Here is a 16,954-nt window from a genome sequence, read left to right as displayed (position 1 = left end):
TGAGTACGAGATATACCTGCAGCATCGTATGCAGCGGTTTTTGGGTCGCTTCGCAACCCGGCGGGAGCAAGCTCCCTCGCCACAGGTGGGTGTTTGCGGCTTGCGTGCGGCGCTTTATCAGACAACCCAAGCATCCCGACGCCACTTTGGCTAAAATGCCGGCCTTTTCCACCGACACTGCCGGAACCGCCGTGAGCAAAGAACCCGATCGCATTTTCGCCAAGCCTTTGGCCCAGGTACCCGACTTCGCCTTCAACGAAGACGTGGTGCGGGTGTTCCCGGACATGATCAAGCGCTCGGTGCCGGGTTACCCGACCATCGTCGAAAACCTCGGCGTGCTCGCCGCGCAGTTCGCTCAGCCGAACAGCGTGCTCTACGATCTTGGCTCATCCTTGGGCGCGGTGACTCAAGCGCTGCGCCGTCACGTGCGCACCGACGGTTGCCGGGTGATTGCTGTGGATAACTCCGCCGCCATGGTCGAGCGCTGCCGTGAATACCTCAACGGTCAGGACTCGATGTTCCAGGAGTTGCTGCCGGTGGACGTGATCGAAGGCGACATCCTTGCCCTCGAGTTTCAGCCAGCCTCGGTGGTGGCGCTGAACTTCACCCTGCAATTCATCGCCCCGGATCAGCGCACCGCGTTGCTCTCGCGCATTCGCCAATCACTGCTGCCGGGCGGCGCGCTGATCCTGTCGGAAAAGCTGCGCTTTAACGATGCCGAAGAACACGCGCTGCTCACTGATCTGCACGTCGCCTTCAAACGCGCCAACGGCTACAGCGAACTGGAAATCGCCCAGAAGCGCAGCGCCATCGAAAACGTCATGAAGCCCGACAGCCTCGAAGAACACCGCGAACGCCTGCTGGCCGCCGGGTTCTCGAAAGTCGTGCCGTGGTTTCAGTGTCTTAACTTTGCCTCGTTGATTGCCTTGCCATGATTGATCTGTCCCCCCTCGCCCGCCGCTTGGCTGGCACACCGCTGGCCGAATGGGCCAACACCCTGCAGCGTCAACTCGACAAGAAAATGGACAAAGGTCACGGCGATCTGGAGCGCTGGCAAAGTGCGCTGGACGCCTTGCCGAAGATCCAGCCGAGCGAAGTCGATCTGCTCAACGGCTTGAAACTCGACACCGATTGCGACGAGGAAACCCGCGCGCAGATGCGTACTGCGCTGATGGGCTTGTCGCCGTGGCGCAAAGGGCCGTTTGATCTGTTTGGCGTGCACGTCGACACCGAATGGCGTTCGGACTGGAAGTGGTCACGGGTGGCGCCGCATCTGGACCTGAAAGGCAAACGCATCCTCGATGTCGGCTGCGGCAACGGTTATTACATGTGGCGCATGCTCGGCGCCGGCGCGAACAGTGTGATTGGTGTCGACCCGAACTGGCTGTTCTTCTGCCAGTTCCAGGCGGTGCAGCGTTATCTCTCAGAGCCGAACGCCTGGCACTTACCGTTCCCGTTTGAAGACCTGCCGCCGAATCTGGAAGGTTTCGACACGGTGTTTTCGATGGGTGTGTTCTATCACCGTCGCTCGCCGATCGAGCATTTGCTGGCGTTGAAGGATTGCCTGGTCAAGGGCGGTGAGCTGGTGCTGGAAACGCTGGTGGTCGAAGGCGACAAGCATCAAGTGCTGGTGCCGGAGGATCGATATGCGCAGATGCGCAACGTGTGGTTCCTGCCGTCGGTGCCGGCGCTGGAATTGTGGTTGCGTCGCGCGGGGTTTACCGACATTCGTTGCGTAGACGTGAGCACCACGACGGTCGAGGAACAGCGCGGTACCGAGTGGATGAAGTATCAGTCGCTCAGCGATTTCCTTGATCCGGAAGATCACAGCAAAACCATCGAAGGATTGCCGGCACCGATGCGCGCGGTGATCGTCGCCAAGAAGTAATCCAATCTTTCAAACACTGCGGTGAGCCCACCCCTCACCCCAGCCCTCTCCCAAGGGAGAGGGCGCTGATCTTTGAGCTTTTCAAAACTTGAGTTCGACTCGATAACTCAGGTCGGTGCACCTCGCCCATCCAGTCCGGTCAGTCCCCTCTCACTGTGGGAGAGGGAGCTGATCTTTGGGCTTTTCGAAACTTGAGTTCGACTCGGTATCTCAGGTCGGCGGACCTCGCCCATCCAACCCGGTCAGCCCCCTCTCCCTGTCGGAGAGGGAGCCGATCTTTGGGCTTTTCGAAACTTGAGTTCGACTCGGTCTCTCAGGTCGGCGGAGATCGCCCATCCAGTCCGGTCAGTCCCCTCTACCTCTGGGAGAGGGTTAGGGTGAGGGGCTCTTCGCTCTACGGGCGCGGAAGAACTCGGTCAACACCGCGCCACACTCTTCAGCCAACACCCCACCTTCATACAACACCCGGTGATTCAAAAAGCCCTGGGTAAAAAACTGCCCCTGACTCTGCACAATCCCCGCCTTCGGCTCCAGCGCGCCATACACCACGCGCGCCACCCGCGAATGCACGATCAAGCCCGCGCACATGCTGCACGGTTCCAGCGTCACATACAGCGTGCTGCCCGGCAGTCGATAATTATCCACCGCCTCTGCCGCCGCGCGGATGGCGACCATTTCTGCGTGGGCACTCGGGTCGCTGGTACTGATCGGGCAATTGAAGCCGCGCCCGATGATCTCGCCGTCCTGCACCAGCACCGCGCCCACCGGCACTTCGCCGAGCGCTGCGCCTTGTGCGGCAAGGGCCAGGGCTTCGCGCATGAAATCGCGATCACGGCTGCGGTCGATGATCGCCGCAGGGCGAATCTGGCGCATCACTTCACCTCGATGGCGGCCATCAGGCCGGTTTCCATGTGGTCGATCACGTGACAGTGGAACATCCACACCCCCGGATTATCGGCCACCAGCGCCACTTGCGCGCGCTCGTTCTTGCCCAGCAGATAAGTGTCGGTGAAGTACGGAATGATCTTGTGCCGGTTCGACGCAATCACCTTGAAGCTCATACCGTGCAGGTGGATCGGGTGCTGGTACTGGGTCATGTTTTTCAATTCAAAAATGTAACTCTGGCCCAACTTCAAACTGGCAATCGGCCGATCGGCACAGGTCTTGTCGGTGATGTCCCAGGCTTTGCCGTTGATTTGCCACAGACTCGGCGGCTTGCCGTTGTCGACGTTGACCGACACCGAACCAACCCATTCGAAATTGAAGTTGAGTTTCTCGGCATTGGCCAGGTCCGGCTCAGCCACCGGGTTGGCCGGCAGGGCTTTCGGCCAGTCCGTCGGCGCATCGTTATTGGCCACCGAGCGCAGCGTGCCCAGACGTACCGGGCCGTTGCGCAGCGACAGTTCTTCGCCGGCCGCCGGGGCCTTGATCGCCAGGCAAATACGCATGCCCGGACCCAGCCAGTATTCCTTGCCCAATGGGCGCGGCTCCACCGGATTGCCGTCCAGTGCGTAGATCTTCGCCTCGACGCCGGGAATGTTGATGCGATAAGTCAGGGTGTTATCGAGATTGAGCAGGCGCACGCGGGTGATCTGGCCGGCGGGCAATTCAATCACCGGCGTCGGCACGCCATTGATCGTCGACAAACGACCAGCGGTACCGCCCCGCGCCGCTTCACGCGGGATGCTGAACTCGACGAAATTACCTTCGTCATCGATGTGCCAGTTCTTCAGGCTCAGGGTCTTTTCGTACTGGAAACCGGTCGGCTCGCGCTCTTCGATGATCAGCGGCCCGACCAACCCGCGCCCCAGCTCTTCACTGCTGCTGACGTGCGGGTGATACCAGTAACTGCCGGCGTCCGGCACGCGGAATTTGTAATCGAAGTATTCGCCCGGCAACACCGGCAGTTGCGACACGTACGGCACGCCGTCCATCTCCAGCGGCAGGCGAATGCCGTGCCAGTGAATGGTGGTCGCTACCGGCAGATGATTGATGAAGCGCACCCGCAGCCATTCACCCTGGCGCACGCGCAACTCGGTGCCCGGCGCCGAGGGGCCGAACGCCCACGCCTCGGTCTTGTGCCCAGGCACCAGCTCAACGTCCAGCGGCGCGGCAATCAACTCGTAATCGTGACCGGCGTCAGCGTCAGCCATTTTGCCCAGCCAGTACCGCGACGCGCCCCCCGCTCCGACACCAACGACAACAAGACCGGCCAGGCCACCGAGGATTTGGCGACGGGTAAAGGACATGAACTCAACTACCTCACGTATCTGCGACGGGCCTGAGGCCCGTAAAAGGCGAATACGATACACCTGCGGTTGGGAAACAGTAAGGGCGACTCAGGGCCGCACATCAGCACGAGCGGCGAAACGTCACTGTGCGATACATAACTAGTGCATGGCGGCGCAGCGGATCGGCCATGCTCGCTCTCCGTTTTCCCCATGGATGGAGAAATGCATGATCGCACCCGAACGCCGCCTGCTGCCGAACGCCGCCGACAAGGCCAGCCTCAAGGCCATCGCGACAACCCTCGTACAAACCTGCCCCAGCCTGCTGGACGCGGCCCGCGAAGTCGCCCGGCAATTGCTGAGCGACCAAGGCCTGGCAGACCTCGACCCGGACCGGGTGTATTTCCACCGGTTCCGCACAGCGCAGAGCAGCACGCTGACCTTCACCGGTTGGGAGCATCTGCTGGAAAAGCCCTACGAATCGCTGACCCTCACCCAATTGGTGATCCATCGTTTCCGCGCCACCGATCAGGACAACGCGGATCTGTTGGGTCTTTACGCAGGCTTCTATTCGGAGGGGCCGCAGGCCGAAAACTTCAATCAGAGTAATGAGGTGCGCCTGCTCGGCAGCGACGTGCTACGGGTGTTCTGGAGCGTTGACTTCAGCACGCGCTACACCCGCCAACTGAGCACCTTCTGGCAAGCCTCTTCGACCAATTTCCGCACGTTGGCCAAGTGCAATTTTCTCAGTCAGGCCATACGAGCACTGCAGCAGGGCCATCTGGACGGCAACGATTTCCAGCGTGTCACCGACTCGGTGATCGGCCCTATCACCTGGCCCGTCACCCTGCAAATGCTCGAGGCGATGCACCCGGTCAGCGCGGACGTGCGGGCGCTGGATCTCGACGGTCACGTCGCCACGAATGTCTTGCGCTGGGTCGAGGACAGCGGCCGGCAAACCCTGTATTTGCCGGGCGAAGCCCAGGCCTTTCGCTTGATGGAGGATGAAGCGGATCTGCACTGGTGGACGCTCGAGCAGATGAACGTGGAGAACAAACGCAAGACCTTTCTCAATCACTGGCCGTTGGCTGACCGCGAGCAGATAACTGAAAACCTCACCGACCTGATGAATCGTCTGGTCAGCACTTGGGGTCACAGCGATCATCAAATGATCAATCGCAGCAACATCGCCATCAGCGGTGACGCGTTTACCTGGTTAAGCGATTCGACGCACCGTGCGATGGCGGCCGAGGCAAGCCTGTCGCTGACGTCCAACAGCGACCTGCGCAAAAAACTCTGGATGGGTTACCTGAGTGCCGGCCTCAAGGTATTCGGGCCGATGGCGGCGGTGGGCTGGCCGCTGGCGTTGCCGGTGATTGGTGCCGGCATTGCCAATATGGGCCTGAATATCGATCAGGCCGTCAACGGCAGGACGGCCGTCGAGCGCAAGACCGGCACCCTCGGCGCGATCCTCAACGGCATCGAAACGCTGTTCAACGTGGCATTCCTGGCGGGCGCCGGTGAGTTGCTCGAGGTCGGGCCGCAGGTGGAAATTGCCGATGCCGAGGAAATGGCCGGGCTGATCGAATTCACCTCGGCCAGCGAACCGCCGCTGCCCGCCAGGGAGCCGGCGCCGGTCATGGTCGCGAGCGAAGCGGTTGAAGAGATTTCAAACGAAATCCCCACTCAGTCAACACTGCCCTCAACCCCGCTCGAAAGCCCCGCGCCGATCAGCCCGGCAAGCCCCGGCATTCCCGCCCGTTATCAATGCAACGAATTGCTCGATCGCTACACGGCAGAAACCGCCCCCGGGAAATTCCAGGGCATTTACCGCCTCGATAACGACCCGCCCCATGCGATCAAGATCGGTGGCAACGCCTACTACGTGCGCTACTTCGCCGCCACCGAGGCCAGTGGCAACTGGGCAATCGTCGCCCCTGAGCGCCCCAACCAGTTCGCTTACTCATTGCCGGTACGCTTGAATGCCGCCGGGATATGGGAGCGCATGCCCGCGCTGCGCCTCAACGGTGGCGGGCAATGTGTGGGCAAACCGTGTACGCCTGAGGTTGAACTGCGCTCATTTACCACGACCTCTACGCCGTCGCCGGATCTACCGCTGGTCGAGCCGGTTCCGCCGACTGCCCGTCCGATACGTCTGGTGACGACTAAATATGACGTGATGGGTCAAGACATGGACCAACTGAAAAAGTGGGCGATGAACTTGCCCGAGGAACCCGCCGAAATGCCTCGAGCCGCCACCGGCGCCCTGAGCGCCGAGGAGTTGTATACACGCTACTTCCGCTACCTGCGCACGCAACTGCTGAACGAAGCCAAAGAGCATTATTCGGAGCTGAAATGGACCAACCTGCCGGCACGTCCGGCCATGCCCGAGATCAGCCATTCGATGCAAATGGATGAGCTGATTGAGCGGATCTTCGCCAAGACTCAGGGTCTGGTCGTGGGCGAAACCCTGGATCGCATCACCAGCATGCGCTTCATGATCGAGAACATGCCGGCGCTCGCCCGCCACGCCACCACGCTCTACGTGCGTGATCTGCTGAGCGACTTTGCCCAGGCAGACCTGAACAGTTTCCATGCCACTGGAGTGATGACAGAGGATCTGCGGATTTATCTGACGAGCCTCGGCACCGACCCGGATGAAGCGTTCAACGCCCTCGAACTGGCGAAGACCGCTCAGGCCCATGGCGTGCGGATTCAGGGCCTGGATTGCGCGGCGAGCTACAAAATGAAAATCCCGCTGACCACGTTCGAAGAGCAGATGATGGGCGCTCGCCTCAGCTCCCTGATCATGTGGGGCGATGAGATTCTCAATCGGCCGGGCAAATGGATCGCGCTGATCGGTGCAGAGAACACCAATAATTTCCGGGGCTTGCCGGGCATCAGTGAACTGCGCGGCGGCATTGGTCTGCGCATTGAAGAAGCCTTCCCGGCCGAAGAGCCGGGCGTCGCTATCGACCCCGGTCTGAAAGTAGCGCGCGGCCCCTTCGACAACGGCACCATGACGCGCGATGCATTCGACATCCTCTACGCCGACCTGCGCCTGCAAATCGAAGCGCCCGAACCGATCTGGAACGAGGCAACCCTCGACCACTTGCTGCACCGCAATGGCATGTACCTGTTCGAGAAGTCGCAAAACGATTACCGACTCGTCCGCCGCAACAGCTTCGGCACCATCGCGCGAACACTGGTAAACCAGACTCAGGATGGCCAGGTCTACATCTGGCTGCAGTCGATGCCACGCATCAGCGGCGTGCTGTTTCCGGACATCGCCGCGTTGTCTCAACGCCTGATAGAACTGGGCCTGAAACTGCAAAGTCGTATACCTTTGTGATAGGTTTTCAGCGGCTTGATGAGGCGGCTGGATACCGTTTCCAGCAACTCACGATGTTGATCCCATTAGCCAGCGAAGCAACTTGTTACCGTTGGGCTTTGCGCCCGAAAACAAAAATGCCAGTCAGTAAAACTGACTGGCATTGGCGAAGATCCGTACGCTGTAATCAACGCGAAACAGAATAATTCTGGACGATATCGTTCTCGAAAAAGATTCTCAAACTGATCCCCTGGGCGGATTCACGAGTACGAGCTGGTTTGATCGAAGACTGTAAGACATATCAAAAGCAGAAGCCCGCTATTAAGCGGGCGTTTTTTATTACGAATTCCTACCCGTTAACCTCGACTGGCCAGCAAGTCAAACCTGACGAAAAACTCTCGCGGCCCCTTCGCCACATGAAACTCAGCTTCCAAGACCTTCGGAACAGGAACGAATATGCGCTCCTTGGTGATGAGAGTGGTCGTGGCAAACATTCCGCCTCCCGTCTTGTTACTGTCAATCGCGTCCCTAAGCTCGATGTCGTAATAGAGGCTCAGCCTCTCCGTCACCTCAGTAAAAATATAGACTACGCGATGTCCGCCCCAAAGAATTCGGGTGGTATGTGGGACCATGAAAAAGTCCACCTCGGTCGTCATAAGACGGTCGGATAGTCCAAGCAACATGGTGAACTGGTTTAGTAGAGGGTAATGTCCTTCCGTGGTCAAAATCTTCATGGACGAAGAGATGCTGTTCCGAATGATCGGAGGCGTGGCCATGAACTCTTGTCCTTCCACCGCTACGTCAGACCGCACGGGGGACTCGACAAGACCCGGTACTTCGTGCTCTATCGATCCCACTTGCTCGGCCGAAACCCGCTGCGTTTGTGGGCGTGCTAGGGCTTTAGCAGCTTTGAGGACAGCAGGAAAAGATGACGTGCCCGCCAGGTAATCGCCAAGAACCCCCTCAAGATCGCCACGGTCAGACTCTTCAAGCCGGTAAAGCTCCTTGCTACGGAGCAGCACCTTTCTTAACGCCTCTACACCTCCTTTAGTCGAAGAAGGCACGTACTGCTGAATCTTCGGGTAGATGTTGACCCGAACATAGTCTTTCATAAACTGCGCGAAGAGTTCATAGGCATTTGTTTGGATTTCCATTAGCGGCTTTACTGAAGAGTTCCCTTTCGCAATAAATAATTTGACCGTGCCTCCGTTCTCTTCAGCCAACACGGTCACTCCGTGTGAGATATCTGCGAAAGCGACGTCTACATCAGGCACGAGATAGTCGTCTCGCAGGATATTTGCGATACGGAATAGAACGGATGCTTCCGGGATTTCAAGATCTTGGCCGGAATATACCTTGAGGATTTGCGCGCTATGGGGAACTTGCTTCAACCGTAAGACAGATGTCAGATACTGCTGCTGCACCTTGCGTCTTGGTTGATTTGGCGACAGTTGAACCACGAAGTTATCTTCGTTGGCGAAAGTCCCAATCACAGACCGGTCATTACTCGCGTACTGATAGGAATTACGAGATCCGATATAGGCAGATAAATCACCTAGGGCTACGTTTTCTTCTCGGGGGTGGACGAGAATACTAATACGTTTGGCGAGATCGTACCGACCATGTGCGGAAATCCAAGCAAGCAATGCATTGCTACGGTCTCCCAGATGACTCTCCCCCAACATTTGAGAGGCCGCTTTCTCAGCAAGCGCTATGAGAATTAACGCCTGATCGATACTTTCCCGGTTCAGCGCGTCTCGCCCCGCGGTCGGCTGCAAAAACGGCAGGTTGGCGTAACCGCCAAACTGATAATTTCCAGCAACCGGTATAGGGGCCAAACCGAAGTAAGACCTTAGGCCCATTAGTTGGCCGCCGCTCTGAAGCAATGCCATCTCGCCATCAATCGAAATACCAGAAACTGATATATCACTGACCACTACGAGGATCTGAGCATTGGCATCTGCGCTCACTGAAAACCGAGCTTTGAAGCCCTGATTTTCCAACTCGACATTTCCCAGCGGGTTGAATTGCTTAGCTTGTATCGGCAATACGTCCATCATCGCGCGTGTGCTGATCAGCTCGCCGTCAAGATAAATCGGGACCGGTAGAAGTGCAACATAAGGGTCGAGGTAGGACTTGGCCTGTTCGCTGGTGATCGAATTTGCCGAATCCAAAGTTGCTGATAGGGTGGTCCCAATCGGCTGCTCAGTTTCAAGCTTTTCAAACGTTATGCACTCTTCACCAATCTTCAGATTGTCCCGCTCGGCGAGGGTCGCTAGTGCTCCCGCCGCTTCGTGGGATCGTGTAACAATTGTGAGCTTAGAGCAGACGCCAAAGTTGGCCATGGCGCCGATACCGAAAGTTCCAACGACCCCTGCCTGCTTAGCTCGAACGGAATGCTTCCCACTCGACCCTGCCTTCCAAAAGTTCTCCCGCAGTACGTGTTCGTCCATCCCGACGCCATTGTCCACGATGATGATCTCGTTGCCTTCAATCTTGACCTCGATGCGGCCACCTTGTAAGAGAGGACCGGAGGAAGCGAATCGCTCCCTGACGGCATCGTAGGCGTTCTGCAGGTTCTCGCGCAGCATGGCGAGCGGTGAGTCGTAGATCTCTTTAGCAAGAATCTGCAAAACCCGGCCCGTCTCGACCTGAAAGACAATACCGTCACTCATTTTGCAGCCCTCGCTTTAATGCTGGATACGATGTGTTCAATACTAGCGTCGGTGGACGCCAACACGAATGGATCAGCTAAATACCGTTCGCGAGCCTCGGAATCTCCGGTTTCGGCCACGGCAGTCCCTAGGAGCACCGCCTCGGATATATCGCGAGGACCTGAAAGCAACTTTATCGTGGCAAAGGGATCTTCTAACTCCTGTAGCGCCCGGAAGCAGTATTTACGGACAAGAGAATCTTCCATGTGCTCGGATAGCAAATCCACCACTCCTCGCCAGTCGCCGCCACCAAGGAGACGATCGGCACTCTCCATGACAAGTTGCAGGTCAAGACCATTGGGGCGCGAGGCGAGTGGGGGGGATAGTTCGAAGTCCACGTAGGTTCGGTTGGTATCGAAAAAGTATCCAGGACCCCAGACCGGCGTGCTGAACTGCAGATTGACCATCTGTCGCTGGTGCAGACGTCCGGTCAAGGCGTCGGTGTCGATCTCTACGATATTGTAGCCACGGGGTGCCCCTGGGCTTAGGTTCGTAGGCCCGGCGCAGAGCGACGCAGCACTAGCTATCACGATCTTTCGCTTTTCAGGGCCTAGGCGATATCGTTCATCGAAACACTCGGTACGGTGCTGATGGCCATGCATACCGAGAGCTACACCGCCATCGATTAATAACTGTAGAAAGCTCGAGTCCAGATAGTCGTCCTGAGAAGGACCACCAGCCAAATTGTGATGCCAAGCGGCTGCTAGCAACCAACCTGTTCTCGATGACGCGGACAGTTGTCGTCTTGCCTCGGCCAACGCTGTCGGATGCATCCGACCTGCGCGTTGCATTGGGTCGTTGCCATGACAGCTACTTAAGGCGAGCAACGAGAGCTTTTGGTCGGGAAAGTCGAAAAAGTCGAATTGCTCTTCCGGCTGGAGTGAGTAACGTCGACGACCTTGGTAGAAATCGGCATACAGGCCAGCAAACTCGGCGAGGCGTTCGGAGTACTTTGCTTGATCTACAACCCTGTAGAATGCCAGCTCTCGCCATGACCAACGTAGGGCAGAATTCGGTTTGAAAAACTCAGCCACAAGTGCGGCACGTTCGCCACTGTCGGTCGGCATCGGGACAAGAGCAATGCTTTCCAAAACCCTTTTGTACGTGACGTCGTGATTGCCAGGTAGAATAACGACCTTTTCACGGTCCCCCGCGAACAGCCGGTCGGCTAAACCTACAAGGAACTCCAAGGCTTGCGCCGTTTGACGTTTAATCTCCTTGTCAGCATCGGCTGCGTTGGCCGAAACGCCATAAACCAGGTCACCGCTCACGACGCATAGGGCAGGGCTCGGCGGAGCAGCCTCGTCATTTGAAACGGCCTCAAGGTCCCGCACCAAAGAATCAATCAGCCAGACGTTTGGCACCTCGTCGGCTAAATCGCGATGAAGATCGGAAAGATGCAGGATTGAATAGCGCATACTCTTTTTCGATCTCTCCGTTGGGTCCCGGCATCATAGCGGCAAGCTCTTGGCTTTGGTAGGCGGCTGGACGCGTAACTATGCCACCCACGCCATACCGACCGAACGTAATGATCTCCTGACGGCCGCGGATGGAGCGGCTGTAGCGAAATGAGATGGAGCCGGCATTGGTGGCAGCCGCATATAGCTTGTCGCGGTCGTTCACCTTGTAGAGTTTTTCTTTGCGTTTGAGGTTACGCAGCGTGTTAACGGTCGGCATGTAGGTCACGGATTTCGCGTAAAAAAACATACTCAGAAAAGCACTCATACACCACCAGAAACCCAATGAACCGGGCGGATGATGGGGCTTGATACCATGCCGTCACTTAAGGGAGGCAACATGGTATCGAGCACTAAGCATGGCATTGGGCTCAGTCAATGCCCCGCACCATGCCACACGAACACGGTGCTTGGCGATGCACAGAGTTGCGAGAATTTGCTAGACCTAAAAAGCCGAAAGCCCGCATTTACGCGGGCTTAAGGGCAACTCTTGCTAGGTGGTGCCGGACAATGCCGGACGCTCAATCACTCCCACTCAATCGTCGCCGGCGGCTTGCTCGACACGTCATAAGTCACGCGCGAGATGCCTTCGATTTCATTGATGATGCGGCCGGATACGGTTTCCAGCAGTTCGTAAGGCAGGTGTGCCCAACGTGCGGTCATGAAGTCGATGGTTTCTACGGCACGCAGGGCCACGACCCAGGCGTAACGACGGCCATCGCCCACCACGCCAACCGACTTCACTGGCTGGAACACCACGAAAGCCTGGCTGACTTTGTGGTACCAGTCGGCTTTGCGCAGTTCTTCGATGAAGATGTGGTCAGCGCGACGCAGCAGGTCGGCGTATTCCTTCTTCACTTCACCGAGGATGCGTACGCCCAGGCCCGGGCCCGGGAATGGGTGACGGTAGACCATGTCGTACGGCAGGCCGAGTTCCAGACCCAGACGACGGACTTCGTCCTTGAACAGTTCGCGCAGTGGCTCGACCAGTTTCAGGTTCATCTCTTCCGGCAGGCCGCCCACGTTGTGGTGCGACTTGATTACGTGGGCCTTGCCGCTTTTCGCGCCAGCCGACTCGATCACGTCCGGGTAGATGGTGCCCTGAGCGAGGTACTTGATGTTTTCCAGTTTGTTCGACTGGGCATCGAAGACGTCGATGAAGGTGCGACCGATGATCTTGCGCTTCTTCTCCGGGTCGGCTTCGCCGGCCAGGTTGTTCAGGAACTGCTCTTCAGCGTTGGCGCGGATCACCTTGACGCCCATGTTCTCGGCGAACATGGCCATCACTTGCTCGCCTTCGTGCAGACGCAGCAGGCCGTTGTCGACGAAGACGCAGGTCAGTTGGTCGCCAATGGCTTTGTGCAGCAGCGCAGCAACCACCGAGGAGTCAACGCCGCCGGACAGACCCAGCAACACGTTGTCGGTGCCGACTTGTGCGCGGATGTTGGCGATGGCGTCTTCAGCGATCTTCGACGGCGTCCACAGGGCTTCACAGCCGCAGATGTCGAGAACGAAACGCGAGAGGATGCGACCGCCCTGTTTGGTGTGGGTCACTTCCGGGTGGAACTGCACGCCGTAGTAGCCACGGTCGTCGTTGAACATGCCGGCGATCGGGCAGCTCGGGGTGCTGGCGAGGATGTGGAAGTCTTGCGGCATCTTGGTGACCTTGTCACCGTGGCTCATCCATACGTCGAGGCCGAACAGGCCGTCGGCGTCGATGTGGTCTTCGATGCCGTCGAGCAGGCGGCTCTTGCCGACCACATCAACGCGGGCGTAACCGAACTCACGCAGTTCGGAACCTTCAACCTTGCCGCCCAGTTGCTCGGCCATGGTCTGCATGCCGTAGCAGATACCGAAGACCGGTACGCCCAGATCGAACACTGCCTGTGGGCAGCGCGGGCTGTCGGCAACGTGCACGGACTCGGGGCCGCCGGCGAGGATGACGCCTTTAGGAGCGAATTCGCGGATCGCATCTTCGTCCATGTCGAACGGGTGCAGTTCGCAGTACACACCGATCTCGCGCACGCGGCGGGCAATCAGTTGGGTGTATTGCGAACCGAAGTCGAGGATCAGGATGCGGTGAGCGTGAATATCGAGGGCCATGATTCAGTCTCGTCTAAGTCATTCAGAAACAGTCGTGATTCAGAAACAACTCGGGGCTGAATCAAACAGCCCCGGTTGCTTTGCTTGTTGCTTGAAGGCTCAACCTACGCGGTAGTTTGGCGCTTCTTTGGTGATCTGCACGTCGTGAACGTGGGATTCGGCCATGCCGGCGCCGGTGATCCGCACGAATTCAGGCTTGGTGCGCATCTCTTCGATGTTGGCGCTGCCGGTGTAACCCATCGAGGAACGCAGGCCGCCCATCAACTGGTGAATGATCGCGCTCAGGGTGCCTTTGTACGGCACGCGGCCTTCGATGCCTTCCGGAACGAGTTTCTCGGCGCCTGCCGAGGAGTCCTGGAAGTAACGGTCGGAAGAACCTTGAGCCTGGGACATGGCGCCCAGCGAACCCATGCCGCGATAAGCCTTGTACGAACGGCCCTGGAACAGTTCGATCTCGCCCGGCGCTTCTTCAGTACCGGCGAACATCGAGCCCATCATCACGCAGGAAGCACCGGCAACGATGGCCTTGGACAGGTCACCGGAGAAACGGATGCCGCCGTCGGCGATCAACGGAACGCCAGTGCCTTCAAGGGCAGCGGCGACGTTGGCGATGGCACTGATTTGCGGGACGCCGACACCGGCGACGATACGGGTGGTGCAGATCGAGCCAGGGCCGATACCGACCTTGACGGCGTCAGCGCCTGCTTCGGCCAGCGCCTTGGCAGCGGCGCCGGTGGCGATGTTGCCGCCGATCACCTGCACTTCAGGGAAATTCTGTTTAACCCAGCGAACGCGGTCGATCACGCCTTTGGAGTGACCGTGTGCGGTGTCGACCACCACCACGTCCACACCGGCATTGACCAGAGCGGCGACGCGGTCACCGGTGTCTTTACCGGTACCGACCGCAGCGCCCACGCGCAGACGACCTTGATCGTCCTTGCTGGCCAGCGGGTAGGCTTTGGCTTTTTCGATGTCGTTGACGGTCATCATGCCTTTGAGGGCAAATTTGTCGTCGACGATCAGAACGCGTTCGATGCGGTTTTTGTGCAGCAACTCGCGAACGTCGTTCTTGTCAGCGCCTTCCTTGACCGTGACCAGACGCTCTTTAGGCGTCATCACTTCACGGACGGTGGCTTCCAGACGGTTTTCGAAACGCACGTCACGGGAAGTGACGATGCCGACCAGGTCGCCATCGTGCAGTACCGGAACGCCGGAAATGTTGTGCAGACGGGTCAGTTCGAACAGTTCACGCACCGTGGCATCGGCCTCGATGGTGATTGGGTCCTTGACTACACCGGCTTCGTAACGCTTGACCTTGCGAACTTCGGCAGCTTGCTGCTCGATGGTCATGTTCTTGTGGATAATGCCAATGCCACCTTCCTGAGCCATGGCGATTGCCAGACGGGCTTCAGTGACGGTGTCCATTGCGGCAGAAACCAGAGGAATATTCAGCTCGATGCCACGGGTTAGGCGGGTCTTGAGACTGACTTCGTTAGGAAGCACCTCGGAATAACCAGGCACTAGGAGAATGTCGTCGAATGTCAGAGCTTCTTGGCTGATACGCAGCATCGCGGGGGCTCCCGAGCGGGAAAATGGAAGCGCGCCATTATAGTCAGACACCCCCTGCTGTTCAATGTAAAACTCAGCTTAATATCAATGTTACTGATATACGGAGATCCCCGGCCCTACAGCTCCACCTTGACCCAAGAGACAGGTTGATCGAGCCAATCGGCGAACTCATCGATAAAGCTTTGCTTGAAGCCCGCCTCCAGCCAGTTGTTGAAGATGAAACCGAGGTTGGAAAACGCGCATTCCTGCAAAAACAGAAACCCGTTGATATCGTCTTCATGCCCGCATTCGGGGCAGGTGAAGTTGTCAGTGCGCCCTGGAAACCAGTCTTCAAGGCTTTCGAACAGCGCTTCGCCGACTTCACGGCGGCACTCGGCGCAACCGGCTTCTTCGAGGAAACCCTTGGCCGGGGTGTAGATGCAGCGTTTGGTGACGATCTCCAAGCCGTTGATCGGCTCACCGAACGGCAACGCCTGCGGGTGCAGGACCACGGCACGCGCGCCATCGGCAATCGCGTAAGCCATGCGATTGCCGGTGCGGCCACAGGTGGTCAGCTCTTCCTTGATGATGTTCTTGCGCACCAGCCAGCGCACGATCGCCCGGGCCCGGGGTTCGTGCACCGGCAGGGTGGAGATTTTCGGGACGATGATGCTTTGCGAATTCATGGAAAGTCCTGCGGTGTGGCTGCTGACGCATTCGCGAGCAAGCTCGCTCCCACAATGGAATGCATTTCCCACAGTGGGAGCGAGCCTGCTCGCGAAGAGGCCCTAAAGGCCGGCAGCTTAATCCCTGACAAAATCCGGTCAAGTGCTGAGGTAGCGCCCGATCAATGCGAGCCCGCTCGCCAGCACCAGCCACGTCACCAGCCGCACAAACGCCTCGCGCGACAATTTCATGGTCAACCGCCGTCCGATCCACAACCCCAGCGCCATGGCCGGCAACAGACACAGCGCCAGCATCAACAAGGGTAGCTCGGCATACACGCCGGCGATGGCAAACAGGCTCAAACGCACCACCGTGCTGCAACTGATCAGCGCACTTTGCGTGGCTCGCGCCGCTTCCTTCGGCAATCGGCTGTTCAAATAAATCGCATATAAAAAGCCGCCGCTGCCAAACAACGCACCAAATAACCCACCCACCGTGCCCATCGGCACTGCCCACGCTGCCGACAATTGCGCCGGCCGCGCTTTCACCCACAGGCTGTAAACCGCATAAGCGCTGATAAACAGCCCCATCAACAGCAGCAACACATCCGACTTGAGGTTAAGCAGGAAAATCACTCCCAGCGTGCAGCCCACCGCCATGCACGGCAGTAGCCGCAATAACTCCGGCTTGGCCACATCCCGCCGCGACGGCAGCAGATTGCCGAACGCCGCGACGAAATCCAGCAACACCAGCAGCGGCACGATCTTCGACAACGGCATGAACAGAATCAGAATCGGTCCCGCCACCAACGCCGTGCCAAACCCGGCAATGCCGAACACGATATAGGCCAGGGCGATCCCCAGCCCGATCACCGCCCAGCCGCCGGGCCCCCACGCCCACTCACTCAGCAATCCCGCCACGCTCATCGATTCGCTTCCTTAATAAGCCTGAGATGACTTTAGCCAGCGCCGAGGGTTGCGACTAATATATTCAGAGTCGCTTACTCATCTCGAAAAGGC

At 58.3% G+C, this 16,954-nt stretch carries 11 protein-coding genes and 1 pseudogene; 3 read left to right on the top strand and 9 right to left on the bottom strand.

Going from position 1 to position 16,954, the window contains the following annotated elements:
• The first annotated feature begins 155 nt into the window (after nucleotides 1-155).
• Both cmoA and cmoB read left to right on the top strand, forming a co-directional pair.
• Entirely contained in the window at nucleotides 156-935 is a 780-nt protein-coding gene (gene cmoA, locus A8O26_RS16555; protein WP_172828172.1) for a carboxy-S-adenosyl-L-methionine synthase CmoA, read from the top strand.
• Complete coding sequence (cmoB, locus tag A8O26_RS16550; protein ID WP_064118946.1) at nucleotides 932-1,888, top strand: tRNA 5-methoxyuridine(34)/uridine 5-oxyacetic acid(34) synthase CmoB; 957 nt, start codon at nucleotides 932-934, stop codon at nucleotides 1,886-1,888. Before cmoA ends, cmoB begins: the two co-directional genes overlap by 4 nt.
• Nucleotides 1,889-2,260: 372 nt before the next feature.
• Here cmoB and tadA read toward each other — a convergent pair whose 3' ends face one another.
• On the bottom strand, nucleotides 2,261-2,761 hold the full coding sequence (gene tadA, locus A8O26_RS16545) for a tRNA adenosine(34) deaminase TadA (RefSeq protein WP_064118945.1): 501 nt from the start codon (nucleotides 2,759-2,761) through the stop codon (nucleotides 2,261-2,263).
• Complete coding sequence (locus tag A8O26_RS16540; RefSeq protein WP_064118944.1) at nucleotides 2,761-4,137, bottom strand: multicopper oxidase family protein; 1,377 nt, start codon at nucleotides 4,135-4,137, stop codon at nucleotides 2,761-2,763. Before A8O26_RS16540 ends, tadA begins: the two co-directional genes overlap by 1 nt.
• 208 nt (nucleotides 4,138-4,345) lie before the next feature.
• Here A8O26_RS16540 and A8O26_RS16535 point away from each other — a divergent pair, with 208 nt between their 5' ends.
• Nucleotides 4,346-7,468: a dermonecrotic toxin domain-containing protein gene (locus A8O26_RS16535; protein ID WP_064118943.1), complete on the top strand. Its 3,123-nt coding sequence runs from the start codon at nucleotides 4,346-4,348 to the stop codon at nucleotides 7,466-7,468.
• Nucleotides 7,469-7,803: 335 nt separating this feature from the next.
• Here the strand turns inward: A8O26_RS16535 and A8O26_RS16530 are convergent, their stop codons facing one another.
• The 7 genes and pseudogenes from A8O26_RS16530 to A8O26_RS16505 form a co-directional block, all read right to left on the bottom strand.
• A complete protein-coding gene (locus A8O26_RS16530) occupies nucleotides 7,804-10,122 on the bottom strand; it encodes an ATP-binding protein (protein WP_064118942.1) in 2,319 nt (772 codons plus the stop codon).
• Nucleotides 10,119-11,579 (bottom strand): metallophosphoesterase family protein, encoded by a 1,461-nt coding sequence (locus A8O26_RS16525; protein ID WP_064118941.1) that lies wholly within the window; start codon nucleotides 11,577-11,579, stop codon nucleotides 10,119-10,121. Before A8O26_RS16525 ends, A8O26_RS16530 begins: the two co-directional genes overlap by 4 nt.
• A gap of 31 nt (nucleotides 11,580-11,610) precedes the next feature.
• Nucleotides 11,611-11,838: pseudogene (locus tag A8O26_RS29430) on the bottom strand (tyrosine-type recombinase/integrase); the annotation flags it as partial.
• A 305-nt stretch (nucleotides 11,839-12,143) separates the two neighbouring features.
• A complete protein-coding gene (guaA, locus tag A8O26_RS16520; RefSeq protein WP_064118940.1) occupies nucleotides 12,144-13,721 on the bottom strand; it encodes a glutamine-hydrolyzing GMP synthase in 1,578 nt (525 codons plus the stop codon).
• Nucleotides 13,722-13,820: 99 nt separating this feature from the next.
• Nucleotides 13,821-15,290: an IMP dehydrogenase gene (guaB, locus tag A8O26_RS16515; protein ID WP_064118939.1), complete on the bottom strand. Its 1,470-nt coding sequence runs from the start codon at nucleotides 15,288-15,290 to the stop codon at nucleotides 13,821-13,823.
• 116 nt (nucleotides 15,291-15,406) lie between these two features.
• Nucleotides 15,407-15,955: a sugar ABC transporter ATPase gene (locus A8O26_RS16510; RefSeq protein ID WP_038363001.1), complete on the bottom strand. Its 549-nt coding sequence runs from the start codon at nucleotides 15,953-15,955 to the stop codon at nucleotides 15,407-15,409.
• 138 nt (nucleotides 15,956-16,093) lie between these two features.
• Entirely contained in the window at nucleotides 16,094-16,861 is a 768-nt protein-coding gene (locus A8O26_RS16505) for a sulfite exporter TauE/SafE family protein (protein WP_064118938.1), read from the bottom strand.
• Nucleotides 16,862-16,954: the final 93 nt, after the last annotated feature.

Origin of the sequence: Pseudomonas fluorescens (genome assembly GCF_001648775.1) — a bacterium.
Classification (GTDB): domain Bacteria; phylum Pseudomonadota; class Gammaproteobacteria; order Pseudomonadales; family Pseudomonadaceae; genus Aquipseudomonas; species Aquipseudomonas fluorescens_M.
Note: the sequence above shows the minus strand (reverse complement) of the source record. Positions and strands in the feature narration are given on the sequence as shown.

Bases quoted from the DNA above. Each gene is read 5' to 3' on its own strand.
- cmoA (WP_172828172.1), top strand. From the start codon at position 156: ATGCCGGCCTTTTCCACCGACACTGCCGGAACCGCCGTGAGCAAAGAA.
- cmoB (WP_064118946.1), top strand. From the start codon at position 932: ATGATTGATCTGTCCCCCCTCGCCCGCCGCTTGGCTGGCACACCGCTG.
- tadA (WP_064118945.1), bottom strand. From the start codon at position 2,761: ATGCGCCAGATTCGCCCTGCGGCGATCATCGACCGCAGCCGTGATCGC.
- A8O26_RS16540 (WP_064118944.1), bottom strand. From the start codon at position 4,137: ATGTCCTTTACCCGTCGCCAAATCCTCGGTGGCCTGGCCGGTCTTGTT.
- A8O26_RS16535 (WP_064118943.1), top strand. From the start codon at position 4,346: ATGATCGCACCCGAACGCCGCCTGCTGCCGAACGCCGCCGACAAGGCC.
- A8O26_RS16530 (WP_064118942.1), bottom strand. From the start codon at position 10,122: ATGAGTGACGGTATTGTCTTTCAGGTCGAGACGGGCCGGGTTTTGCAG.
- A8O26_RS16525 (WP_064118941.1), bottom strand. From the start codon at position 11,579: ATGCGCTATTCAATCCTGCATCTTTCCGATCTTCATCGCGATTTAGCC.
- guaA (WP_064118940.1), bottom strand. From the start codon at position 13,721: ATGGCCCTCGATATTCACGCTCACCGCATCCTGATCCTCGACTTCGGT.
- guaB (WP_064118939.1), bottom strand. From the start codon at position 15,290: ATGCTGCGTATCAGCCAAGAAGCTCTGACATTCGACGACATTCTCCTA.
- A8O26_RS16510 (WP_038363001.1), bottom strand. From the start codon at position 15,955: ATGAATTCGCAAAGCATCATCGTCCCGAAAATCTCCACCCTGCCGGTG.
- A8O26_RS16505 (WP_064118938.1), bottom strand. From the start codon at position 16,861: ATGAGCGTGGCGGGATTGCTGAGTGAGTGGGCGTGGGGGCCCGGCGGC.